Genomic DNA, 24,726 nt, shown 5'->3' with positions numbered 1-24,726 from the left:
AAAAACCGAATCCCAGAGCTTTCTCTAGGATTCGGTCAAAATTATTATTTTTTCTTTTTAGATGCTTTTTCACGCGCATTTTTTTCTAAGATTTGTTTTCTTAGACGGATGTTTTCTGGTGTTACTTCACAGTATTCATCGTCGTTCAAGAATTCTAATGATTCTTCAAGTGTTAATTGTTTTGGTTTTTTGATGACTGATGTTTGGTCTTTGTTAGCTGAACGAACGTTAGTCATTTGTTTTGCTTTTGTGATATTGACTGTCAAGTCATTCTCACGGCTGTTTTCACCGATGATCATACCTTCGTAGACTTCTGTACCTGGTTCAACAAATACAGTACCACGTTCTTCGATACTCATGATTGAATACGTTGTTGCTTTACCTGTATCGATGGATACCAACGCACCTTGGTGACGTCCGCCGATTTGGCCAGGAAGCATTGGCAAGTATTGATCAAATGTATGGTTCATGATTCCGTAACCACGAGTCATTGACAAGAATTCTGTTGAGTAACCGATCAATCCACGAGCAGGTGTCAAGAATGTCAAACGAATTTGACCATTTCCTGTATGAACCATATCTTGCATTTCACCTTTACGTTGGCTCAATGATTCGATGACACTACCCATGTATTCTTCTGGTGTGTCGATTTGAACACGTTCAAATGGTTCACATTTTACGCCATCGATCTCTCTTTCGATAACTTCTGGACGTGATACTTGTAACTCATAACCTTCACGACGCATGTTCTCGATCAAGATCGATAAGTGAAGTTCACCACGACCTGAAACTGTCCAAGCATCTGGTGAATTCGTTGGTTCAACACGAAGTGAAACGTCTGTTTGTAATTCTGCCATCAAACGTTCTTCGATTTTACGTGATGTCACGTATTTTCCTTCGCGTCCAGCAAATGGAGAGTTATTGACTAAGAAAGTCATTTGTAATGTTGGTTCATCGATATGCAAAATCGGTAATGCTTCTTGATGATCGACTGGTGTAACTGTTTCTCCAACGAAGATATCTTCCATTCCTGAGACAGCGATCAAGTCACCAGCTTTAGCTTCTTGGATCTCTAAACGTTGTAAGCCAAAGAAACCAAATAATTTTGTCACACGGAATTTCTTCACTGTGCCATCAAGTTTGATCAGTGATACTTGGTCACCAACTTTGATTTTCCCTCTGAAGACACGGCCGATACCGATACGTCCAACATAATCATTGTAATCAAGTAATGATACTTGGAACTGTAAAGGTTCATCGCTATTGTCAACTGGTGCAGGAATAGCTTCGACAATTGTATCAAAGATCGGTGCCATTGTTGGTTCTTGGTCCGCTGGATCATCGGATAAGCTAGATGTTCCGTTCAAAGCAGATGCGTAGATCACTGGGAAATCCAATTGATCATCGTCTGCGCCTAATTCGATAAATAATTCTAAGACTTCATCTACCACATACTCAGGACGAGCGGATGGTTTGTCGATCTTGTTTACAACAACGATCGGTGTGATATGTTGTTCTAAAGCCTTTTTCAATACGAAACGTGTTTGAGGCATGGTGCCTTCATAGGCATCTACAACTAAGACAACGCCGTCTACCATTTTCATGATACGTTCTACTTCACCACCGAAGTCCGCGTGTCCAGGTGTATCCATGATATTGACGCGAATCCCTTTATAATCAACAGCTGTATTTTTCGCTAAGATTGTGATTCCACGTTCTTGTTCAAGTGCGTTTGAGTCCATCGCACGTTCTTGTAATTGAGTGTGGGCGTCTAATGTGTCAGATTGTTTTAATAGTTCATCAACTAATGTTGTTTTTCCGTGGTCGACGTGGGCGATGATCGCTACGTTACGGATGTCATTTCTTTTATTCAATTTAAGTAACTCCTTTTTTATCGATTCTTTATCACAGGGCAATTTTACTCGACTGTTTATTATACCAAAATTTTTTCATGAAATATAGTGAAATGTTTTCATTTTTTCGAGAAAATTAATAATTCGCCCTTTTTCTAATCAAAACAGCACGAAAAATCCGAATTTATGTAAAAAAAAGTCATTACAAAAACTTTTCCATTAGCATCTTCTATAAATGACTGTTCCGATACTATCATCGATCAAAAAAATAAGCGAAGGATTACATTGCTCAAAAAAGCAATTTTATCGTCCCCCACTTATTTTATAAGAACTTTTTTGATGGATGTATCTCAAAGCTAGAAAAATAATCAATCCAATTGAAGCATGTCAAGTATGGTCGCATAGGCGGTTGGAGTTGCGGCTAAATAATATTCTCTGCCACTGAAACTCAATGGTGCACCGGAAAACCCACTATATCGCATACCGAACTCTTTCAACAAGACATTGCCAGCCGCGTAATCCCAGGGACTTAGATTAGAGATATAGCCGATGTGGTTGCCTTTTAACATCGCAATCAATTCTAAGCCTGCACAGCCACACATCCGAACGCCGATACTTTGTTCACCAATCGCATGGATGTTGAATCGATCATGACCGAAGAGATAGCTATTGATTGCTACTAATCCTTTGTCTAATGGAAGGTCTTGCGGTTGGGGTAATTTCACATCATTTTTGTAAACACCGATCGTTTTACCGCCCCAGTATAATTCATCTCGCATGACATCATAGATGAATCCTAGCTGTCCCACTCCATCTTCGTAATAAGCAAGCATGATACAAAAATTTTCTCCTTGTACCACGAAGTTCAACGTACCATCAATGGGGTCAATGATAAAGACTTGACCACTCAAATCAGATAAGTTGTTGTATCCTTCTTCTTCTGCCAAAATTTTTGCTTGAGGATAGGCAGAATGGATTTTATTGATCAGAAATGCTTGGATTTCTCGATCCATGTTTGTCACTAGATCTTTACGATTCGTTTTTTCTGCAACTGTTAGTTGCTCATTTTGTGCATGGAGGATCTTTTCTTTTGCTGCTGCCAACCAGGCAATTATTTCCTCAATCATTTTCTCCATCGTCTCACCCATTCATTTTTAGCATTTTGTTGGTGTTCTTCTTTGCCTCTTGAATAGTACGGTATAGCGAATAGCCAGAAGCTTTTTCAAACTCGCGTCCTAACCGTTTTTCTTCTCCGATCGATTTGATCACTGTTTTGAATTGTTGATAAGTTGATAGAAATTCCTGATTATTGATTCCTTGTTCATTCGCTTTTTCGAGGGCTTCCCACATGTTCATCACGATGACCATTTCTTCAGTGGTCCAGTCCAAGTCTAATGGATATTGATACTCATTCATAGATATTATCTCCTATTCTATTCATCCCTTTCAGTTTATCATAGAAAGAAGACTTCTTCCAAGTGGTTTTGCTCTATTTTAGTTTACATAATAATTTTATAGTCGCTATTTAGAGTAAAAAAAAACACAACTCTCTCTTCTCAGAGAAAGTTGCATTTAGTTGAATGATTAAATATGGATCGGTAAGCCTAAAGCTAATTCAGCTGCGTCCATTGTGATCTCACCTAAAGATGGATGTGGATGGATCGTCAACGCGATATCTTCAGCGTTCATACCTGATTCGATTGCCAAAGCAAGTTCAGAAACCATATCACTTGCTCCAACTCCACCGATTTGCGCACCGATGATGACATTGTCTTCATTCGTTGTCACTAAGCGGATAAAGCCTTCTGTTTTACCTAATGATAAAGCACGACCGTTCCCTGAGAATGGGAATTTGTAAGCTGTTGCTTCTAGTCCGGCTTCTTTTGCTTCTTTGATCGTCATCCCTACTGATGCTAATTCAGGATCAGTAAAGGCAACAGCTGGCATTGCTTTGTAGTCAACTGCTACTTTTTTGCCAGAGATTGCTTCTGCGGCGATTTTTGCTTCATAACTTGCTTTATGTGCTAAAGCAGCGCCTGGAACGATGTCGCCGATTGCAAAGATGTTAGGTACATTTGTACGTCCTTGATTATCAACTGGAATCAAGCCACGTTCACCGATTTCAACACCAGCTTGTTCTAAGCCCATGTCTTCAGTATTCGGACGACGTCCAACAGTGACCATCACGTAGTCAGCTGTTACTGATTCTTCTTTTCCGTCTACTGCATATTTTACAGTTACGCTATCACCATTGTCGATTGATTCTTTAGCCATTGCATTTGTAATGACTGTTACGCCTTTTTTCTTGAAGTCATCTTCCACTAATTTCACCAAGTCTTTTTCATACGTAGGTAAAATTTGTGGTGAACCTTCAAGGATCGTTACTTCAGAACCTAAGTTTGCGTAAGCCGCACCAAGTTCAGCACCGATTACCCCGCCGCCGATGATGACGAATTTCTTAGGAACTTCTGTTAGGCTTAATCCACCTGTAGAATCTAAGACACGACCACCAAATTTGAATCCAGGGATTTCGATTGGACGAGAACCTGTCGCAACGATAGCATGGTTGAATGAATAAGTTTGAGCAGAATCCGGATGGATCACACGTAATGTATGATCATCTACGAAGAATGCTTCGCCCTCGATCGTTTCAACTTTGTGTTTTTTCAACAAGTAGCCGACACCTGAAGTCAATGTTTTCACTACTTTGTTGTCTTTCCACTCTTGTGTTTTTGTAAAATCTAGTGAGACATTCTCACTTGTTACACCGAACATCGATGAATCAAGTGATTCTTGATAATGATGACCTGCTGCGATCAACGCTTTAGAAGGAATACAACCAACGTTCAAACAAACGCCGCCGATATATTCTCTTTCAATGATCGCTACTTTTTGGCCCATTTCAGCAGCGCGGATGGCAGCGACATAGCCGCCAGGTCCCGCACCGATTACAACTGTATCTAATTCAACAGCAAAATCTCCAACTACCATTTGTTTCTCATCCTTCCATCATTAATAGCTCTGGATCAGCTAATAAACGTTTGATGTTATTCATTGCTTGTTGTGCTGTCGCACCATCGACGATTCGGTGATCGAAACTCAATGATAATTTCATCACTCGGCCAACAACGATTTCACCTTCAGCATTGACGATTGGTTGTTGTGCAATTGTTCCTACACCTAAGATTGCTACTTCAGGGTAGTTGATTACTGGTGTGAACCAGCCGCCACCAACTGAACCAATGTTACTGATCGTGATCGTTCCGTTACGCATATCGTCTGCCGCTAGTTTGCCATCATGAGCAAGTTTTGCTTTCTCGTTGATTTCGTCTGCGATCGCAAACATTCCTTTACGGTCAGCATCTTTCACGTTTGGCACATACAAACCATGGTCTGTATCTGTTGCGATACCGATATTGTAATAGTTTTTATAAACGATTTCTTGTTTTGCATCATCGATTGACGCATTCAAGATTGGGAATTTTTTGACTGTTGCAGTCAACGCTTTGACAACGTAAGGCAAGAACGTTAATTTCGTGCCGTTAGCAGCTGCCACTTCTTTGAATTTCTTACGGTTATCCCAAAGATTTGTTACTTCAACTTCATCATGTAAAGTGACATGAGGTGCTGTTTGTTTGCTGTTGACCATTGCTTTGGCAATTGCTTTACGTGTTGGTGTCAATGCCACACGTTCTTCTAGATCGCCTAAGTTTGATTTGAATGCTTTTGCTGGAGCAGCTTTTGTTTCAGCTGGTTTTTCAGCAGATGCTTCTGTTGGTGCAGCTGATTCAGCAGGTTTGCTTGCAGCTGCTGGAGCGCCTCCGCCAGATAAGAAGTTTTCGATATCTTCTTTTGTCACACGTCCGCCTTTTCCAGTTGCAGAAACTTGACTGATATCCACGTCTTTTTCGCGAGCGAATTGACGAACAGATGGCATTGCTAATACGCGTTTATCTGGGTTTGCCGCTTCAGGGATACTTGAAGAACCTGAAGTTTCCACTTTTGCATCAGAAGTTGCTGCCGCTGGTTTGCTTGCAGGTGCACTATTGTGTCCTGGCGCGTCGATCTCAACCAATACGTCACCAACATTTGCGACTGTACCTTCAGAAACAACAATTGTTTTCACAGTCCCTGTTACTGGAGATGGAATTTCTTCCACTGATTTGTCATTTTGCACTTCTAATAATGTATCGTCTTCATTGATCGTGTCACCGGCTTTAACAAACCATTTAACGATTTCACCTTCTGCGATACCTTCACCGATATCAGGTAATTTGAATTGGAATACGCCACCGTCAGAAGCTTCTGCTGATGCAGATGAACTTTCTGTTGTTGGTTCAGCAGCAGGTGCTTCAGGTGTTTGCTCAGTAGCTGCCACGCCTTCGCTTCCGCTTTCTTCGTTTCCTTCATGTCCTGGTGCATCGATCTCAACTAATACGTCACCAACATTTGCAACTGTACCTTCTGGAACAACGATGCTTTTCACTGTTCCTGTTACTGGAGATGGAATTTCTTCCACTGATTTGTCATTTTGTACTTCTAATAATGTATCGTCTTCATTGATCGTATCGCCTGGTTGAACGAACCATTTAACGATTTCACCTTCTGCGATACCTTCACCGATATCAGGTAATTTAAATTGGTAAGCCATGGGTTTTTAACGTCCTTTCTTTCCTTAAAATTCTGCGATTTCTTTTACTTTTGCTTCGATGTCAGAAGCATTTGGCAACCAGATGTTTTCTGCTTGACCGAATGGGAAAACAGTATCTGGTGCAGAAACGCGTCCGATTGGTGCTTCTAATGAAAGAATTGCACGTTCAGAGATTTCAGAGATTACTTGAGTGCTTACGCCTGCTTGACGTTGTGCTTCTTGAACAACAACGACACGTCCTGTTTTTTCAACAGATTTGATGATTGTTTCAACATCTAATGGAGCAACTGTTCGTAGGTCAACGATCTCAACAGAGATACCTTCTTTTTCAAGATTATCTGCTGCCTTGATGGCTTCACGTACCATTGCACCGTAAGTGATGATTGATACATCTGTTCCTTCACGAGTCACTGCGGCTTTATCTAAAGGCACTTCGTACGCTTCATCTGGCACTTCCTCTCGGAATGAACGATAAAGTTTCATATGCTCCAAGAAAACAACAGGGTCATTACTTCTAATAGAAGCAATCAATAATCCTTTTGCATCATATGGGTTTGACGGAATCACTACACGGATACCAGGAGATTGAGCAATCAATCCTTCTAAGTTATCTGAGTGTAATTCAGGTGTATGAACACCACCACCAAATGGTGAACGGATCGTTACTGGAATATTTCTTGTTCCACCCATACGGTATCTCGTACGAGCCATTTGTGCTACAACTTCATCCATTGCTTCAAAAATAAAGCCAAAGAATTGGATTTCAGGGACAGGACGGAATCCTTCAAGTGCTAAACCGAAACCTAATCCGGCAATACCTGATTCTGCTAAAGGAGTGTCAAATACGCGGTCTTCACCGAACTTTTCTTGCAATCCTTCAGTTGCACGGAATACGCCTCCGTTTTTGCCGACATCTTCACCAAAAACGAGTACGTTTTCGTCGTTTTCAAGTTCAAGTGCTAAGGCATCTGTGATTGCTTGAATCATTGTTTTTTGTGCCATGGTTATTTCGACTCCTTCGCTTCATAGATTGCAATTTGTTCTTTGATTGTTTGTGGTGTTTCTTCAAACATATTTTTCAAGAAATCTGAAACTTTTTGTTTTGGAACTTTATCTGCTTCAGCAATTGCTGCTTTGATTTCTTCTTTTGTTTGTTCGATGACTGCTTCTTCTTTTTCTTCGCTCCATAAACCTTTTTCAGTTAGGTATTTACGGAAACGGATCAATGGATCTTTTAATTGCCATTCATCGTCAACATCTTTTTCACGGTAACGTGTTGGGTCATCACCAGATAATGTATGTGGACCGTAACGGTAAGTCAATGTTTCGATCAATACAGGTCCGTTACCAGAGACTGCCCAGTCACGTGCCATTTTTGAAACAGTATAAACGGCTAATGGGTCCATACCATCTACTTGGATACCAGGGATACCAGCTGCTACTGCTTTTTGCGCTAATGTTTTTGCTGCTGTTTGTTTTTCACGAGGTGTTGAAATCGCAAATCCATTGTTTTGGATGTAGAATACAGCATTCGCATGGTAAGCTCCAGCAAAGTTGATTGCTTCATAGAAGTCACCTTGAGAAGAACCGCCATCACCTGTATAAGTGAAAACAACATTTTTCTTGTTACGTTTTTTAAGTCCTAATGCAACACCTGCTGCTTGGACGTATTGTGCACCAATAATGATTTGTGGTGGTAGAGCTTTCAATTCTTCTGGGTAGAAGTTACCAGCTGCATGCCCACGGGACCATAGAAATGCTTGAGACAAAGGTAAGCCGTGTTTGATCAATTGTGGAACATCACGGTAACCTGGTAATAGTACATCTTCTTTGTCAAAAGCGAATGCACTAGCTAATTGACTTGCTTCTTGTCCAGCAGTAGGAGCAAAAAATCCTAAACGTCCTTGACGGTTCAATGCTGTTGAGCGTTGATCCAATACACGAGACCAAACCATGCTAGTCATCAATTCTACTAACTCTTCATCTGTCAAATCTGGAACAAGATCAGGGTTTACTACTTTCCCATCTTGATCAAGTGCTTGGTATACCGGAAAATCTGAATTGACTTCTTCAAGCAACGCTTGGAAGTCGATAGGTGTTTTCTTGTTTGCCATTTATCACACATTCCTCTCTCATCTATAAGAAACTCTCTTCATTCCGCGGTTGAAACAGCGACGATATCTGTATCACTATTTCTCCGGCTTCACTAATAAATTATCACGTATTCCTCCGAAATACAAGCTTTAAGCACAAATTTTCACCATTTAAAAAAATTATAACAATCCCTATCTCTGTTAAAATAGTGAAGGTAATCACAAGGTAGTAAGCGGTTTACATTTTTTCTAAAAAAACATAGAGATGTTTCTCCCCTTTTATAACAATCGTTTCTTTTCTGTATTCAAGTTGTTACAACCTTTTACCAATCACTGTATTAATTTTTTTCTCGATAGTGAGTGATTACACAAACCACTTACTTTAATTTTATCCTTAACATAGGCTTTTTTACAAACAATAAGCCTGTCCAACTACATATTTCTTTTAATTAACAGGCAATACGCCAACTTTTCCAGAAATTTCTTCACAAAATAAAAAAGAAAAGAAAAAATAACAAAAGTTACTCTTTCTTTTCTTACTATTGCTTCTCTTTCGCTTCCAACCATGTACGTAGTTTGTCCATTCGTGAAACGAACAATGGTAGGACATCAGGACTCATACGGCTATAGTTGATTCTTAAACCAATGTCTTCGCCAAAAAGATAACCTGGAGCCACACCTAACCCCTCACGTAATAATCTTTCTGCTAATACTTTCGTGAACTTTTCACCCTCCCAAGTCAACCAGCCATAATATCCGCCTGCAAGAGGGGCTAAATGAAAGAAGTCTTGCGAATCGACCCAACTACGTAAAAGCTGACTGTTCTTTTCTAGTCGTTGACACAGACTTGCCATGTTTTGGTCAAAAGAAGAATCAAAAACAGCAGTTGCGGCCATTTGTGTAAAGATACTCAAAGAGACATCCATCATTTTTTGTGCCTCAGACAATCGTTGGATCAGAATAGTTGGGCCCACGATCCAACCAATTTTAGTCGTTTCCCCCAACAAACGCGATAACGAGCCGACATACAAGACATTTTCCGGATCAATCGCATGGATCGGAGCGATCGAAGCTTGTTTCTCCGGAGAAAAGGCTAAATCTGCAAATACATCGTCTTCTATGATCGGCAATTGGTATTTGCGGCACAGCGCGACTAAACGTTGGCGACGTTCAGCAGCCATCACTGTACCTGTCGGATTTTGAAAATTTGGATTGACTAAGACTGCTTTGATCTTATGCTTATGAATAGCTTCTTCCAATTTTTCTAGATCAATCCCTTGATCATCCATCGGAATACCGAACAAGCGGGTACCAAGTGCTTTAAACAATGGCAAGCGGTAGAAAAAAGTGGGGGATTCCACCGCGATGGCATCTCCTACCGACAAAATGGTTTGTAAAATCAGAAAGATCGCTTGTTGTCCCCCACCAGTGATTAGCAATTGACTTTTTTTAAACGAAAATCCGTTATTTCTGGTCAAGCGTTCTCTGATCTGCGCCATCAGCGGTTGATACCCAAACACGGAAACGGCTTGTTCTTCTTTTAAAATACCTTCTAATGTATAATTGGGCATCTTCATATTAGGTAATACATCAAGCGGCATTTCACTTGAATATAAATCTAAAAAATCGGATTTCCGACTTGCTTCTTTGACTTTTTCTCCGTAACTATCAACGATTTTATCGTATCTTGCAGAGATCAATTGACGCCAATCGATCCGCGGCTCTGAAAAATCACCCCAAGTCACCGAAGAAATAAACCGACCACTCCCTTGACGACTTTCCAATATCCCTAGCCCACGCAATTCATCTAACGCATGAACAACAGTCGTGCGATTCACACCAAAAAAATCAGCAAACATTCTTTCAGAAGGTAATTTATCTCCTGGTTGCAATTGCCCATTTTCGATTTTCTTCAAAATTTGATCCATGATCTGTTGGTAAGCAGAACCTTTATGTTTAGTTATTCTCGTCCACATGTGCATTCTCCAAATATTTACTTTCTACTATTGTAGCTTAGTTTCAAAAAGAAAGAAAATGTAAAAAAAGGGAGTGGGACATTCGTTCACCTCACCCACCTATAACCGAATAAACGGTGGGAACAAAAGTAACCTCTTCGAAAAATAAGGCTGAACACTTCCGTCCCGACCTCTCTTACTTCGAATTAAATCGTATCCCCATTGAAAATCGAGTTTTTAACGATGACATAATCGACTTTACGAATCGATTCTAAATCACGACCACCGGCATAAGAAATCGAAGATTGTAAATCTTGTTGCATTTCAACTAACGTATCTTTTAAAGATCCTTTGTGTTGAATCCAAATTTTCTTACCTTCAACATTTTTCTTTTCGCCTTTTTGGAATTCAGAAGCTGATCCAAAATATTCTTTGTAAACGACACCGTTCTCAACTTTTGTTTCTCCTGGTGATTCTTCGTGTCCTGCAAACAATGAACCGATCATCACCATCGTCGCACCAAAACGTACTGATTTCGCGACATCTCCAGGTGTACGGATGCCACCGTCAGCAATGATAGGTTTGCGGGCAGCTTTCGCGCACCATCTTAGTGCCGCTAATTGCCAACCACCAGTACCAAAACCAGTTTTGATTTTTGTGATACATACTTTTCCTGGGCCAATGCCGACTTTCGTTGCATCTGCTCCAGCGTTTTCTAATTCTCGAACGGCTTCTGGCGTGCCGACGTTCCCTGCAATGACAAACGTATCTGGTAAATGCTTTTTGATATGCTGGATCATCGCGATCACAGCATTTGAATGTCCATGGGCAATATCAATTGTAATATAATCTGGTACAAGCGATTTTTCTGCTAATTCTTCTACAAAAGCATACTCGTCTTTTTTCACTCCTACACTAATAGAAGAAATTAAATTTCTTGCTTTCATTTTTTCGATAAATGGGATTCGTGCTTCTTCTTCAAAACGATGCATGATATAGAAATAACCATTTTCAGCTAAAAATTCCGCAATCGTTTCATCAATGATCGTTTGCATATTTGCTGGTACAACCGGCATTTTAAATGTATGTGAACCTAAAGTCACAGTTGTATCACATTCTGAACGGCTGTTTACGATACATTTATTAGGAATCAGTTGAATATCTTCGTAATCAAATACTTTCATCATATCGTCCTCTCGATTTCATATTCGCAAAAAACACGAACATTATCCACTTTTTACGTGCTCATTTTTAGCACCTCAAGTAATTTAACGTAATTTCATAAAAAAATCAAGCTTTTTATTATAAAAAAGTTGTATTTTACCTTTAATTAAGTTTTCGTGTAAAAAAAAGCGAACATTTTTAAACGTTCGCTTTTTTTGATGCTACCTTATTTTTTTGTTTGTAAAATCACAATGATTCTTAACGACTTTTTTCATGGTTACTTGTTGTCGGGCGATTTTGTTGGAAATCTCCCGCCATTTTTTTCGCACGATTCGTCCGGTCAGCGAAAGAGCCTTGCGCTCTCAACTGAGCTACTTGTTGGAGTTTTCTGTCCGTCTGTACATGCTTATCTACATCAACTGTTCTCAGTACTCCCGCACCTAAACTACGTACATAATCGATCGCTGACAGCAGTTTAGGAGTATAGTGTGATTTGCTTATTGCTTTTAGATCAGTTAATGCCTGACCACGCTGATAATTCAAACTTTTCAGCGTATGGCTCCCATTAACATACTGCTCTTTCCCGTTGATTTGCGCTCTGGTTTCAAAAAGTTCTCCCTCTTTTTTATTTAAATGGATCAAACTTTCTGCGTAATTCAACATACTTGAATGGAGTGATTCGATCGAATTGATGACGGGGGCTGCAATATGTTCAATAGAATGATGCGACTCCAAACCTCTTTTGAAATCCATGCGAAAATCAGGATTTTCTAAATCTTCACGATGCTGTAGTACTTGTTTCGTTAAGGTTTTTAAATCATTTTTCCATTCATTTGATTCTTTATGTAGTACTTTAAACTCAGCTGACAAACGATCTTTACGTGTTTGTAGCGTTTTTTTACTTAGGTTTAGATCAACCGATTGTGGAATTTTTACTTCACCACGGGCGAAAGTTACATTCTGACCAAGGAAGGAAGTGATATTTGAAATCAATTGTTGAAACACCTTGGGATAAAACTGTTCACTACGTTTTTCAAGCATGACTCTAGCCGAATTTTCCTGATAACCCATTCTTTCGAAAGCCTTGCTTGGTTGATGAAAACCCGCATGTAATTTTAATCGGATAGATTGGATATGTTTCTCCATTTTTTCCATCCGCATGGCGTTGGCTACCCACATTTCGATTTTATTTTCATAAGAATTGATTGGGTTGATGAGTTTTTTTGCTTGTCTTTCATTTTCAGGAAATTTATTCAGTAAGTTATTTTGTTCTTTGATGATCTCATTATATAGTTTTTGTTGTGTTTTATGTAATGTACTAAAATCGGCGTATAAGTATTTTCTCTCATCTTGTAATAGTTTCCTTAACTGTTTATCCATTGATTCTCCTCTTTTCTTCGATACTGTTCATCGTTTTTCTATTTTTGTAAAAACCGACTCTCTTTCTCATAAAAAACAGAGAGTCGGCTAACGATATCTTTTATTTTATGGCAAAATATTGCCAGCAGCACGATACAATTCATACCAATCTTCTCGAGTCATATCGATCATCGATGCTTTCGCGATTTCTTCAATCCTTGTCAGATTCATCGTTCCAGCGATCACCTGCATATTTGCAGGATGACGTAAGATCCACGCCGACGCTAACCCTGTTGGTGTCGTATGATATTTTTCTGCCAGTTCGTTTAACGACTGATTCAATTCTGGGAATTTTTCATTTCCAATGAATACACCTTCAAAGAAGCCATATTGATAAGGCGACCACGCTTGGATCGTCATCTCATGTAAACGAGAATAATCTAGGATACTGCCATCATGGTCAATACTTGCTTGATCCGTCATGTTCACATGGATTCCCTGATCGATCATTTCGGAATGTTTAAGACCAAATTGTAATTGGTTCGCCAGTAATGGCTGGTTCACATATTTTTTCAATAACTCGATCTGCATTGGTTTTTGATTGCTCACACCAAAGAAACGAACCTTGCCAGATCGCTCCAACTCATCAAACGCTTCCGCCACTTCTTCGGGTTCAACGAGCGTGTCTGGACGATGAAGTAACAAGGCATCAACGTATTCCATATCTAATCGACGCAAGCTATCTTCAACCGATTGAATGATGTGTTTTTTTGAGAAATCAAACATCTTTCCTGGTACGATCCCGCATTTCGTTTGGATAAATAATTCATCACGTTTTAGCGAAGTTTTTGCTAACGCTTGAGCAAAAATTGTTTCACAGTCCCCACCACCGTAAATATCCGCATGGTCAAAAAAGTTGATGCCATTTTCAAAAGCTGTTTCAATCACTTTTTCAGGTTGCTCAGAACCATTCAAACGCATACAACCTAAAATGACGGAGGATACGAGCTGGTCGGAAGTCCCTAAACGAATCTTTTTCATCAAATCTCATCCTTTCTTAGCAACTCGATTTTACCATAATCATCATGAAAAGGCTTCAAAAAAAATAAAACTATTTTTCCGTTTCTGCAAAAAATAGTTTTATTTCTTTATGTGACTTTTACTTTTGTACCAAGGCTTTTGAGCCGATATCCGTCCGATAGAATGTACGTTCAGTATTCTTGACTTTTAAAACAGAGTATATTTTTTCTTGCGCTTCTTCGATTGTCTGACCACTCGCTTCCACCAAATAGATCCGTCCCCCTGCACCTACCAGTTCTTTCGCTTGTTCCTCTACCCCCGCATAATAGACGGCCACATCTGGATCAGCTGAAAAATCTGGAAGCAAGGCTCCTTTTTGGTATTTTCCTGGATAGCCTTCTGCCGCAATGACTACACCTAAGCAAACTCCTTCTGTCTCCCATGTTAACTCGACTGCCCTTCCTGTTAATAGGCGGTCAATGATTTCCGCTAGATCACTTTTAAGTCGTGGCAACACAACTTGCGTCTCAGGATCACCAAACCGAGCGTTGAATTCGATTACTTTTGGTCCTTCTGCTGTGGCAATCAGCCCTGCATATAAAATACCAGTAAATGAACACCCTATCTCTTTCATCCCTCGCACTGCTGGTTTCAATACTTTTTCGACAGCCTGATCAACCATGGTTTGAGGGATTTGCGGCACAGGTGTATAAGCGCCCATTCCGCCAGTATTAGGACCTTTATCCCCATTATACGCTCGCTTATGGTCTTGCGAGATCACCATGGGATAAACTTCTTTATCTCGGACAAAAGCAAGTAAAGAGAACTCTTCTCCTGACAAGAACTCTTCCACGACGATTTTCTGCCCACTAGCACCAAACCGATCATTTTCTAGCATCTCTGAAGCGGCTTCGACAGCGGCTTCGAGGGTTTCCGCCACAACGACCCCTTTACCAGCAGCTAATCCGTCTGCTTTGATAACGATCGGTGCGCCTTTTGCTTCAATGTATTCTCTCGCTTCGGCAAAACGGGTAAACGTTTGTGACTCTGCAGTAGGAATACCTTGACGTGCCATCAACTCTTTGGCAAAGCTCTTTGAACCTTCAATTAAGGCTGCAGCTTTTGTTGGGCCAAAAATCGCTAATCCTTCCGCTTGAAAATCATCAACGATCCCATTGAGTAGAGGGATTTCTGGACCAACAAATGTCCAGGCGATCCCTTCAGCTCGAGCAAATTCGATCAATCCTTCATGATCCGTTTCAACAAGATCCACCAAGTGAACCCCATCTTTTTTCATTCCTGCATTTCCAGGTGCGCAATACACAGCTTCAACTAATGGACTAGCTAAAAGTTTTTTGCTTATCGCATGTTCTCGCCCGCCCGAGCCAATCACTAAACACTTCATTTTATCCGCTCCTTCTTAATGTCTAAAATGACGCACGCCGGTAAATACCATTGCGATACCATACTTGTTTGCCATATCGATCGAGGCTTGATCTTTGATACTTCCTCCCGGCTGGATGATTGCTTTGATGCCATGCTTCGCAGCGTATTCGACAGAGTCATCCATTGGGAAGTAAGCATCACTTGCAAGCGCGGCTGTTTCGACTTTAGCACCAGCTTGTTCGATCGCAAGCTTGACCGAACCCACACGATTCATTTGGCCGGCACCAATACCGAGGGTTTGCTGTTGATTTGCAACGACGATCGCATTTGATTTCACATGTTTGACCGCTTTCCAAGCAAAAGCCATCGCTGCTTGCTCTTCTTTGGTGGGTTGACGATCGGTGACTACGGTCCAACTTTCTGGTTCTTCCATTGCACGATCATCTTGTTGGACCAGTAAACCTCCTAAGACAGAGACCATTTCGTTAGCATTTCCTTCCACATTCGAGAAATCGACTTGCAACAGACGGAGATTTTTCTTCGTTTTCAGTACAGCTAGGGCCTCTTCACTGTAACTAGGAGCGATAATGATTTCTAAAAACAATTGAGTCATTGCTTGTGCACTAACCAAATCGACTTCCCGATTCAATACGATAATGCCGCCAAAGATCGATACTGGATCAGCAGCATAAGCAGCTTCCCACGCAGAGAAAATCGTCTCGCCACTTCCGATCCCACATGGATTCATATGTTTCAACGCAACGACAGTTGGTTCCGTGAACTCTCTCATGATACGTAACGCAGCATCCGCATCACGAATATTATTGAAAGAAAGTTCCTTACCGTGCAATTGTTCCGCACTTGCAATCGAATAACTCGTTGGTAAAGCCGCTTGATAAAATGCTGCTTCTTGATGGCTATTCTCGCCATAGCGAAGGTCTTGTTTGCGCGTATAAGTAAGGGTTAGATTCTCAGGATCTTTTTCACCCACAGCTTCTGTGAGATATTGACCAATCAACGCATCATAAGCAGCCGTATGACGAAAAACTTTTGCTGCTAACTTTCTACGTGTCTCAAGGCTCGTGTGACCTTCTTGCTGGATTTCTGCTAAAACGATCGCATAATCAACGGGATCAACGATGGCTGTTACGAAAGCATGATTTTTTGCAGCACTTCGCAACATGCTCGGTCCACCGATATCAATATTTTCGATCGCATCTGCTTCGGTCGTTTCTGGTTTTAAGATCGTTTCCTTGAATGGATAAAGGTTGACACAGACAATATCGATTGGTTGGATGGCTTCTTTTTCCATTGCCTCCATATGGCTTTCACTATCGCGACGCCCTAATAATCCTCCGTGGATTTTTGGATGTAAAGTTTTTACTCGGCCATCCATCATCTCAGGAAAACCAGTCACTTCATCGATAGAAATGGTTTCGATTCCTGCTTCTTCCAAAGCTGTTTTAGTTCCACCTGTGGAAATGATCTCTATATCGGCAGCACGTAGTCCTTTCGCAAAGTCAATGACCCCAGTCTTATCTGAAACACTTATTAACGCTCTTGTCATTTTTTTACATCTCCCATATTTACTATATTTGCAATCACTTCTGGAAAGATCTGATGTTCGATCTGATGGATTTTTTGTTCCAATGTAGCTAATGTATCTTCTTTTTCGATCATCACTTTTTCCTGACGAATGATTGGTCCAGTATCCACCCCACGATCGATATAATGGACAGTCACACCTGTTTCCTTCACGCCTGCTTCAAAAGCATCGCGAATCCCATGAAGACCGGGAAAATTCGGTAATAACGAAGGATGGATATTGATCATTTTATTTTCATAAGTTGACAGTAAGCCTTCACCAACGATTCGCATATAGCCTGCCAGTACGATCAAATCAATCTCTCGGTTTGCTAATTCTTCAAGGATCGCTTGTTCGTACTCCGTTTTGGATGCAAACTCTTTCGGTGAAAAACAGGTGCTCGGAACTTGCGCTTTTTTTGCCCGTTGTAAAACATAGGCATGTGGCTGATCACAAAACAACCACTCGATTGTCGCAGAAAGTCGGTTCTTTTTAAAATAATCGACCAGCGCTTGAAAGTTACTGCCATTTCCTGAAGCAAAGACGGCAATCTTCATTTTTTCCCCTCTGCGATCACGACTTTTTGCTCCTCAAACGGTACGACTTGCCCGATTTGATAGACTTCTTCGCCAGATTTACGGATTTGATCAATGATTTCACTCGCATGTTCAGGAGAAACTGCAATGACCATTCCAATGCCCATGTTAAAGATCTCATACATTTCATGTGCAGGGATCTCACCATACTTTTGCAAACAATCGAAGATCGGTAAAACTGGCCATGTGCCTAGATCGATGCGGGCAGCAACATTTTCTGGCAACATCCGCGGAATATTCTCAATGAACCCACCACCTGTAATATGTGCGGCACCTTTGATCTTCTCTTTTTTGATTAATGGTAATAAAGTCGAAACATAGATTTTTGTCGGTTCAAGCAACACATCTGCCAAAGAGGTATCCAACCTTTCGATCGTTTCTTCTAATGAAAAACCTTGCTGTTCAAAAAAGATTTTACGAACCAAAGAGTACCCATTGGAATGGATGCCACTAGAAGGCAAACCTAGCAAGATATCACCTGTTGTGATCGATTGACCAGTAATCAATTGCGCTTTTTCCGCAATCCCTACCGCAAAACCTGCCAGATCATAATCGTCCCCTTGATACATACCTGGCATTTCTGCTGTTTCGCCACCGATCAATGCCATGTTTGCTGAAACACAACCAGTAGCAACGCCTGATACGACTTTTTCTAGACGTTCTGGGTCATTTTTACCTGTTGCCAAATAATCTAAAAAGTATAAAGGTTCTGCCCCTTGTGCCAAAATATCATTGACACACATCGCGACACAATCGATACCGATCGTTTCATGGCGATCTGCGGCGATAGCTACAGCTAACTTAGTACCCACACCGTCTGTCCCGGAAACTAAGACAGGTTCTTTTAATTGGAATCCACTAAGGTCAAAGCAGCCACCAAAGCCTCCTAATGCACCCATCACACCGATTCTTTCTGTTTTCTTCACATGTTTTTTGATGCGATCCACGACTTCATACCCCGCTTCTACATCCACACCCGCTTTTGCATAAGCATTACCCATTTGATTACTTGCTCCTTTCATTTGCTCCGTTTAAAAAAAAGATACTTTTTCTTTTAAAGATTCTTGGTATTTTTCTTCGTAGTCATATAGCGGTGTCGGATAATCGCCGTTGAAATAAGCCATACATAACCCTGAATAAGGGGAATCTTTTTGTAGGCCGATTGCTCCAATCAAGCCTTCTTCACTCAAGAAATCCAACGAATCTGCGCCGATACATTCTCTGATCTCTTCGATGGAATGATTCGCTGCGATCAGTTCTTTTCTCGTTTGGATGTCGATCCCGTAAAAACATGGATATTTCAATGGTGGAGATGCGATCCGCACATGGACTTCCTTTGCTCCAGCTTCTTTTAATAGATTGACGATTCTTCGGCTGGTAGTGCCGCGAACGATCGAATCATCGACCATAATGATTTTTTTCCCTTCCACAACGCCCCGAACCGCAGAAAGTTTCATCCGCACACCTTGTTCTCTTAATTCTGGGGTTGGTTGGATGAACGTACGTGCCACATATTGATTTTTCACCAAGCCGATTTCATATGGGATACCACTTGCTTCAGCATAACCACTGGCTGCTGACAACGAAGAATTGGGCACACCAACCACCATATCTGCTTCGATCGGCGCTTCAGCCGCTAAACGTCTCCCCATATTTTTACGTGCTGTATGCACATTGATCCCTGCAATATCAGAATCCGGACGTGCAAAGTAAATATATTCCATGGAACAAATCGCCAATTGAGTATCTGTCGTGTATTGCTCGATCGTATAGCCATCATCATTGATGATCACGATTTCTCCTGGCAAGACATCACGTACAAACCGCGCACCGATCCCTTCCAGCGCACAGGTTTCAGAAGTAATGACATATGCGCCATTTTTCATTTGACCAATGGCTAATGGGCGAAAACCATTAGGGTCTAGTGCCGCAACCATCGCGTCTTCTGTCAGTAATAAGTAAGCAAATCCGCCTTTTACCTCAGCCAAGGCTTCCTTTAATCTGTCTAAAAACGTTTCTTCGTTACTACGACGGATCAAATGCATCAAGATCTCTGTATCTGAATTTGAATGAAAGATGGCACCATCTTTTTCTAAAGACGTCCGTAAAGAGCGAGCATTCGTCAGATTGCCATTATGAGCCAACCCAATCGATTGATCGTAAAATTTGAATAAAAAAGGTTGGATATTATCCACACTGCCATTGCCTGCGGTAGCATAGCGAACGTGACCGATCGCTGCTTGTCCAGATAAAGCTGCTAGTTTTCTTGGATCTTTGAATACCTCTGAAAGAAGCCCAAGATCACGGTGACCATATAATTTCCCATCATCATTTGATACGATGCCAGCACCTTCTTGCCCACGATGCTGCAAACTATGCAAACCAAAGTAAGTGACATTGGCAGCTTGAGGATGTCCCCAAACACCGAACACTCCACATTCTTCATTGATGCTTCTTACTTCATAAGACATTCGATTGCTTCCTCCCAAGACTGTTTCGCCGAAGCGACTGCCAAGTCAACTCTTCCATCATTTGCTTGTATCACCAATTGTTTTTCTTCCGTTACGTGACCAAGAAGTGTCCCACGCTCACCAGCTAATGTTTCAAAGGCTTGTTGGTTTTCTTTTGTTACAGATACAATAAAACGCGATTGTGATTCAGAAAACAGATGAGCAGCTGGCAGATCAACTCTCGTTGAAACACCGAAACCATTTGTGAACGCTGATTCCGCAATAGCCACCGCTAACCCACCTTCTGCACAGTCATGCGCACTTTGGATCAGTCCAGCTTTGATTGCTTCTAACATCAAGGTTTGGTTTTCTTTTTCGGTAGTTAGATCAAAATGCTCCACCATTCCTTCGATCCTACCTAGCTGCAGCTTTTGTAATTCGCTGCCGTTAAAGTCTGCAAACGTCTGGCCGATCACATAGATCACATCTCCTGCTTGTTTGAACTCTTGGGTAGTGATATGTTCGTGGGCTTCGATCAATCCGACCATACCGATCATCGGCGTTGGATAGATCGCTTGGCCATCTGTCTCGTTATATAGAGAAACATTTCCTGAGATCACAGGTGTTTCCAACATTTCACATGCTTTAGCAATTCCATCAGCTGAGTACGATAACTCCCAGAATACTTCTGGTTTATCTGGAGAACCATAGTTCAAACAATCCGTAATCGCTAAAGGTTGACCACCACTTGCGACAATATTTCTTGCTGCTTCCGCAACAACAATCTGACCACCAATTTCTGGATCTAGATAAATATAACGAGCATTACAGTCTGTCGTCATCGCTAACGCTTTTTTGGTCCCGCGAATACGCAAAACTGCGGCATCACTACCTGGAGCAACCACTGTATTGGTTTGGACACGCGAATCATACGTCTCATAAATCGAACGTTTTGATGCGATCGTCGGTTGCTTCAACAACGCAGTCAATACTTCATTTGGATCAGAGATCACTGGTTGGTATTGACCTAATTCACGGAATTTTGCCATCCGTTCTGGTTCAACCATTTCTTTCTGATAGACAGGCGCATCTTCTGCCAAGGCATCTACCGGAAGATTGGCTACTTCTTTTCCATGATGATACAAACGGTACTGACCATCATCTGTTACTTTTCCAATCGTCACCGCGTCTAGATCGTATTTTTGGAATAGTGCTTGGACACGCGCTTCTGAACCAGCCTTCACACAGATCAACATCCGTTCTTGGGATTCAGATAACATCATTTCATAAGGGGTCATCTGCGATTCACGCTGCGGTACATCGTCCAAGGTCAATACCAAACCAGAGCCTGCTTTTGAGGCCATTTCTGAACTTGATGAAACAAGTCCTGCCGCACCCATATCTTGGATGCCGACAAGAATGTCTGAGTGGTCCAAAATCAATTCCAAACAAGCTTCTAACAATAATTTCTCCATAAAAGGATCGCCCACTTGCACAGCTGAACGTTGTTGTTCTTCTTCCTGACTAAATTCTTCGGAGGCAAATGTCGCACCGTGGATACCATCCCGACCTGTCTTAGCGCCTACATACATGATCGAATTGCCAACACCTGATGCTTGTCCTTTTTGGATATCTTTATGATCGATCAACCCAACACACATGGCATTTACCAATGGATTCCCCTCATAACAAGGATCAAAGGCGATCTCACCACCAACTGTCGGTACGCCAATACAATTACCATACCCTCCGATACCAGCAACAACTTCTTCTAACAGGTATTTTGTACGAGGATTATCTAATTCGCCAAAACGCAGTGAATCAAGTAGAGCAATCGGACGTGCACCCATACTGAAAATATCACGAATAATGCCCCCAACACCTGTTGCTGCGCCTTCATAAGGTTCGACTGCCGAAGGATGATTGTGGCTTTCTGCTTTAAAAACCACTGCTTGTCCGTCTCCAATGTCAACGATCCCCGCGCCTTCACCAGGCCCTTGTAAGACATTCGGCCCACTTGTTGGGAATTTTCTTAAGATCGGCTTGGAGTTTTTGTAAGAACAGTGTTCACTCCACATGACTGAGAACAGACCGGTCTCTGTATAATTAGGCATTCTACCTAAGATGTCTTCTTCGATCATCCGGTATTCTTCATCCGTCAGTCCCCATTGCGTATAAATCTTTTGTTCTTTGATTTCTAATGCAGTTGGCTCCATCATTGTTTTCATTTATGCAGTCACCTTTCCGAAATTCTTCAATAGCGAAGCGAAGAAACGTTTGCCATCTTCTGAGCCAAGTAATGCTTCCATTGCTCGTTCTGGATGGGGCATCATCCCTAACACATTTCCTGCTTTGTTTGTAATCCCTGCAATGTTGGCCACACTGCCGTTGAGATTTTCTCCCTCGTAGGTAAACACGATTTGGTTGTTGTCGATCAGTTCTTGAAGCGTCTCTTCGTCACAAAAATAATTGCCTTCTCCATGGGCCACCGGCAACTGGATCACTTCATTTTTGTCGTACTCTGAAGTAAAGGATGTTTGATTGTTGACTTTCAGTGATGCTGACTTACAGATAAAACGTAATGAATCATTTCTTCTTAATACGCCTGGTAGCAATCCAGCCTCCGTCAACACTTGGAATCCATTACATGTACCAAAAACAGGTTTTCCTTCTTCCGCAAAACGAATCACTTCATCCATGATTGTTGAAAAACGAGCAATCGCTCCACAACGTAAGTAATCGCCGTAAGAAAAGCCGCCAGGGATCAATACTCCGTCATACCCTTCAAGAGAAGATTCGTCATAACGAACATAGTCTGCTTCTGCGCCCATCACATCACGGATCGCCCAAAGCAAGTCCGCATCACAATTCGATCCAGGAAAAACAATCACGGCAAATTTCATGCTAAACTTCCTCCATTTTGTTGATTTCATAACGATACGTTTCCATATTGACATTTGCTAATAAACGATCGCAAATCGCTTCGATCGTTGCTTCTACTTCCTCTTCACTAGCTGAGACTTGGATTTCAAAATACTTCCCGATACGAATATCTTCAATGTTGTCGTAGCCTAAACGATGTACCGCATTTTTAACTGCCTCTCCTTGTGGGTCTAATACTGAATCTTTATATGTTACGTACACTTTTACAAAATACATGATTTATTCTCCTTTATTTTCGAGTGATAATTGATTTAAACGATCGAGTACTTCTTGATAGACAGGAATGATGTTGCCGATCTTTCGCCGGTAGACATCCTTATCCATATGTTCCTTAGTGGTAAGATCCCATAAGCGACATGTATCCGGAGAAATTTCATCTGCTAATTCGATCTCGCCAGTCGCAGTACGTCCAAATTCCACTTTAAAATCGACTAATCGTAAATTGATTTTTTTGAATAGTTCTATCAGATGGTCATTGATTTGCAACGCTTGTTTTTTAAGCTCCGCTATCTCTTCAGGCGTTGCTAACTCTAAGAAACCAACGTGGGCATCATTGATGAAGGGATCATCTAGTTCATCTTTTTTGTAATAAAATTCAACGATCGGTGTCGGTAGCACTTGCCCTTCTTCTACTCCTAGGCGTTTTGAAAAACTTCCAGCTGAAATATTTCTGACGACCACTTCTAAGAGAATGATCGACCGTTTTTTAATCAATTGTTCGGTTTTTGACAATTTCTCAATAAAATGATTTTTTATTCCTTGATTCGATAAGTATTCAAAAATAGCACTTGTGATTTGATTGTTCAATTCTGCTTTCCCTTGCATTTGGTCTTTCATTCCACCGTTGAGGGCAGTCACTTGATCTAGATACTCCACCCACAGGACAGTTTCATCATTCGTGTTAAACATTCTTTTTGCTTTTCCTTCATAGAGCAAGTTCTGTTTTTCCATGTCTACGACTCCTTGTTTGTTAACGTTGTATTACCAACACACATTATTTGTTCGTCTTTTCACTTTAAATTTTACCAAGGGTCAGGAATCAAATCAATACAAAAGTGTACATTTAAACCATTAAAAACATTTAATGTTCGTCTTTCGTGCTTTTATTAAGAATAGTTGTTCTTCGTTAAGAAGCGTTTACACATTTATTGATTGGTGATATAGTAGATTTAAAGAAAACAGTTAGAGGTTTCAAGGAGGTAACTAAATGGAAGATCCAAGTACGTCTGCCCAACGCTTTTTACTCGATTTATCTGTTGAAGAAAAATCACGCTTATACAATGATCTACTTGCTATCAAAGATGTTGATGCTTGCATGAAGGATCGAAGTTTTTATACATTTAGAAAACTTCGCCGTGCAGCAAAACGACAATCGGAGTGTCGAAAACGAACATTCCATTACTTGACCCAAAACAACCATGAACTAGTGATCAAACAAATCCATGAGCAAAAGTTATTCAAGCATCATTACCGATTGCTCGTGACCTTCGATCAACAAGAATTTGGCTATACATTTGTTGAAACATTATTGAATCTTCTACATTCCCAACATTTCAATTTGGGTCATCAAATGGCTTATGCTTAAACCAAAAAGAACATCCCTCAGAAGTTAGTCTGAAGGATGTTCTTTTTTCTTGCATTTAAAAAAATAGTTCTAGCTAGTGATTGTTC

General features: G+C 41.0%; 21 protein-coding genes. 1 reads left to right on the top strand and 20 read right to left on the bottom strand.

The window, feature by feature from the left end:
• Positions 1–44 precede the first annotated feature (44 nt).
• From typA to purC, 20 genes are all read right to left on the bottom strand, one after another.
• Positions 45–1,874 carry a translational GTPase TypA gene (gene typA / locus IGJ95_RS06060; protein ID WP_010735665.1) on the bottom strand — a complete coding sequence of 610 codons (1,830 nt, stop codon included), beginning with the start codon at positions 1,872–1,874 and terminating at the stop codon, positions 45–47.
• 347 nt (positions 1,875–2,221) lie between these two features.
• Complete coding sequence (locus IGJ95_RS06055) at positions 2,222–2,989, bottom strand: inositol monophosphatase family protein (RefSeq protein ID WP_062806242.1); 768 nt, start codon at positions 2,987–2,989, stop codon at positions 2,222–2,224.
• A gap of 4 nt (positions 2,990–2,993) precedes the next feature.
• Entirely contained in the window at positions 2,994–3,269 is a 276-nt protein-coding gene (locus IGJ95_RS06050) for a UPF0223 family protein (RefSeq protein WP_010735667.1), read from the bottom strand.
• Positions 3,270–3,437: 168 nt separating this feature from the next.
• On the bottom strand, positions 3,438–4,844 hold the full coding sequence (gene lpdA, locus IGJ95_RS06045) for a dihydrolipoyl dehydrogenase (protein WP_010735668.1): 1,407 nt from the start codon (positions 4,842–4,844) through the stop codon (positions 3,438–3,440).
• A 7-nt stretch (positions 4,845–4,851) separates the two neighbouring features.
• Positions 4,852–6,504: a dihydrolipoyllysine-residue acetyltransferase gene (locus IGJ95_RS06040; RefSeq protein WP_023519524.1), complete on the bottom strand. Its 1,653-nt coding sequence runs from the start codon at positions 6,502–6,504 to the stop codon at positions 4,852–4,854.
• Between the two features lie 24 nt (positions 6,505–6,528).
• Complete coding sequence (locus tag IGJ95_RS06035) at positions 6,529–7,506, bottom strand: alpha-ketoacid dehydrogenase subunit beta (RefSeq protein WP_010735670.1); 978 nt, start codon at positions 7,504–7,506, stop codon at positions 6,529–6,531.
• Between the two features lie 2 nt (positions 7,507–7,508).
• Positions 7,509–8,618 carry a pyruvate dehydrogenase (acetyl-transferring) E1 component subunit alpha gene (pdhA, locus tag IGJ95_RS06030; protein ID WP_010735671.1) on the bottom strand — a complete coding sequence of 370 codons (1,110 nt, stop codon included), beginning with the start codon at positions 8,616–8,618 and terminating at the stop codon, positions 7,509–7,511.
• Between the two features lie 518 nt (positions 8,619–9,136).
• Positions 9,137–10,573 (bottom strand): PLP-dependent aminotransferase family protein, encoded by a 1,437-nt coding sequence (locus IGJ95_RS06025; protein ID WP_153830395.1) that lies wholly within the window; start codon positions 10,571–10,573, stop codon positions 9,137–9,139.
• Positions 10,574–10,758: 185 nt separating this feature from the next.
• A complete protein-coding gene (gene guaC, locus IGJ95_RS06020; RefSeq protein WP_019723828.1) occupies positions 10,759–11,736 on the bottom strand; it encodes a GMP reductase in 978 nt (325 codons plus the stop codon).
• Between the two features lie 238 nt (positions 11,737–11,974).
• A complete protein-coding gene (locus IGJ95_RS06015) occupies positions 11,975–13,096 on the bottom strand; it encodes a hypothetical protein (RefSeq protein ID WP_153830394.1) in 1,122 nt (373 codons plus the stop codon).
• A 105-nt stretch (positions 13,097–13,201) separates the two neighbouring features.
• A complete protein-coding gene (locus IGJ95_RS06010) occupies positions 13,202–14,116 on the bottom strand; it encodes an aldo/keto reductase (RefSeq protein ID WP_153830393.1) in 915 nt (304 codons plus the stop codon).
• 118 nt (positions 14,117–14,234) lie between these two features.
• The gene (gene purD / locus IGJ95_RS06005) at positions 14,235–15,500 is read right to left on the bottom strand and encodes a phosphoribosylamine--glycine ligase (protein WP_438761562.1); all 1,266 of its coding nucleotides are present in this window, start codon (positions 15,498–15,500) and stop codon (positions 14,235–14,237) included.
• A gap of 15 nt (positions 15,501–15,515) precedes the next feature.
• Entirely contained in the window at positions 15,516–17,048 is a 1,533-nt protein-coding gene (purH, locus tag IGJ95_RS06000; protein ID WP_438761560.1) for a bifunctional phosphoribosylaminoimidazolecarboxamide formyltransferase/IMP cyclohydrolase, read from the bottom strand.
• Entirely contained in the window at positions 17,045–17,623 is a 579-nt protein-coding gene (gene purN / locus IGJ95_RS05995; RefSeq protein WP_023519518.1) for a phosphoribosylglycinamide formyltransferase, read from the bottom strand. The genes purH and purN overlap by 4 nt, the downstream gene beginning before the upstream one ends.
• Entirely contained in the window at positions 17,620–18,663 is a 1,044-nt protein-coding gene (gene purM, locus IGJ95_RS05990) for a phosphoribosylformylglycinamidine cyclo-ligase (protein ID WP_023519517.1), read from the bottom strand. The genes purN and purM overlap by 4 nt, the downstream gene beginning before the upstream one ends.
• A 30-nt stretch (positions 18,664–18,693) precedes the next feature.
• Positions 18,694–20,133 carry an amidophosphoribosyltransferase gene (gene purF, locus IGJ95_RS05985; protein ID WP_010735680.1) on the bottom strand — a complete coding sequence of 480 codons (1,440 nt, stop codon included), beginning with the start codon at positions 20,131–20,133 and terminating at the stop codon, positions 18,694–18,696.
• A complete protein-coding gene (purL, locus tag IGJ95_RS05980; RefSeq protein ID WP_023519516.1) occupies positions 20,118–22,340 on the bottom strand; it encodes a phosphoribosylformylglycinamidine synthase subunit PurL in 2,223 nt (740 codons plus the stop codon). Before purL ends, purF begins: the two co-directional genes overlap by 16 nt.
• Entirely contained in the window at positions 22,341–23,015 is a 675-nt protein-coding gene (gene purQ / locus IGJ95_RS05975; RefSeq protein ID WP_023519515.1) for a phosphoribosylformylglycinamidine synthase subunit PurQ, read from the bottom strand.
• A gap of 1 nt (position 23,016) precedes the next feature.
• Positions 23,017–23,271 (bottom strand): phosphoribosylformylglycinamidine synthase subunit PurS, encoded by a 255-nt coding sequence (purS, locus tag IGJ95_RS05970; RefSeq protein WP_010735683.1) that lies wholly within the window; start codon positions 23,269–23,271, stop codon positions 23,017–23,019.
• A 3-nt stretch (positions 23,272–23,274) separates the two neighbouring features.
• Positions 23,275–24,006: a phosphoribosylaminoimidazolesuccinocarboxamide synthase gene (gene purC, locus IGJ95_RS05965; RefSeq protein ID WP_010735684.1), complete on the bottom strand. Its 732-nt coding sequence runs from the start codon at positions 24,004–24,006 to the stop codon at positions 23,275–23,277.
• Between the two features lie 256 nt (positions 24,007–24,262).
• Between purC and IGJ95_RS05960 the strand changes: the two genes are divergently transcribed.
• Positions 24,263–24,640, top strand: coding sequence for a hypothetical protein (locus tag IGJ95_RS05960; RefSeq protein ID WP_010735685.1), 378 nt, complete (start codon positions 24,263–24,265; stop codon positions 24,638–24,640).
• The last annotated feature ends 86 nt before the right edge of the window (positions 24,641–24,726 follow it).

It is taken from the genome of Enterococcus sp. AZ156 (genome assembly GCF_051714165.1).
GTDB classification, from domain to species: Bacteria; Bacillota; Bacilli; order Lactobacillales; family Enterococcaceae; genus Enterococcus_B; species Enterococcus_B pernyi.
The sequence above is the reverse complement of the archived record's forward strand: the minus strand, read 5'-3'. Positions and strand labels throughout refer to the sequence as shown.

Coding starts and splice junctions, on each gene's coding strand:
- IGJ95_RS06055 (WP_062806242.1), bottom strand. CDS start 2,989: ATGGAGAAAATGATTGAGGAAATAATTGCCTGGTTGGCAGCAGCAAAA.
- IGJ95_RS06050 (WP_010735667.1), bottom strand. CDS start 3,269: ATGAATGAGTATCAATATCCATTAGACTTGGACTGGACCACTGAAGAA.
- lpdA (WP_010735668.1), bottom strand. CDS start 4,844: ATGGTAGTTGGAGATTTTGCTGTTGAATTAGATACAGTTGTAATCGGT.
- IGJ95_RS06040 (WP_023519524.1), bottom strand. CDS start 6,504: ATGGCTTACCAATTTAAATTACCTGATATCGGTGAAGGTATCGCAGAA.
- IGJ95_RS06035 (WP_010735670.1), bottom strand. CDS start 7,506: ATGGCACAAAAAACAATGATTCAAGCAATCACAGATGCCTTAGCACTT.
- pdhA (WP_010735671.1), bottom strand. CDS start 8,618: ATGGCAAACAAGAAAACACCTATCGACTTCCAAGCGTTGCTTGAAGAA.
- IGJ95_RS06025 (WP_153830395.1), bottom strand. CDS start 10,573: ATGTGGACGAGAATAACTAAACATAAAGGTTCTGCTTACCAACAGATC.
- guaC (WP_019723828.1), bottom strand. CDS start 11,736: ATGAAAGTATTTGATTACGAAGATATTCAACTGATTCCTAATAAATGT.
- IGJ95_RS06015 (WP_153830394.1), bottom strand. CDS start 13,096: ATGGATAAACAGTTAAGGAAACTATTACAAGATGAGAGAAAATACTTA.
- IGJ95_RS06010 (WP_153830393.1), bottom strand. CDS start 14,116: ATGAAAAAGATTCGTTTAGGGACTTCCGACCAGCTCGTATCCTCCGTC.
- purD (WP_438761562.1), bottom strand. CDS start 15,500: ATGAAGTGTTTAGTGATTGGCTCGGGCGGGCGAGAACATGCGATAAGC.
- purH (WP_438761560.1), bottom strand. CDS start 17,048: ATGACAAGAGCGTTAATAAGTGTTTCAGATAAGACTGGGGTCATTGAC.
- purN (WP_023519518.1), bottom strand. CDS start 17,623: ATGAAGATTGCCGTCTTTGCTTCAGGAAATGGCAGTAACTTTCAAGCG.
- purM (WP_023519517.1), bottom strand. CDS start 18,663: ATGGGTAATGCTTATGCAAAAGCGGGTGTGGATGTAGAAGCGGGGTAT.
- purF (WP_010735680.1), bottom strand. CDS start 20,133: ATGTCTTATGAAGTAAGAAGCATCAATGAAGAATGTGGAGTGTTCGGT.
- purL (WP_023519516.1), bottom strand. CDS start 22,340: ATGAAAACAATGATGGAGCCAACTGCATTAGAAATCAAAGAACAAAAG.
- purQ (WP_023519515.1), bottom strand. CDS start 23,015: ATGAAATTTGCCGTGATTGTTTTTCCTGGATCGAATTGTGATGCGGAC.
- purS (WP_010735683.1), bottom strand. CDS start 23,271: ATGTATTTTGTAAAAGTGTACGTAACATATAAAGATTCAGTATTAGAC.
- purC (WP_010735684.1), bottom strand. CDS start 24,006: ATGGAAAAACAGAACTTGCTCTATGAAGGAAAAGCAAAAAGAATGTTT.
- IGJ95_RS05960 (WP_010735685.1), top strand. CDS start 24,263: ATGGAAGATCCAAGTACGTCTGCCCAACGCTTTTTACTCGATTTATCT.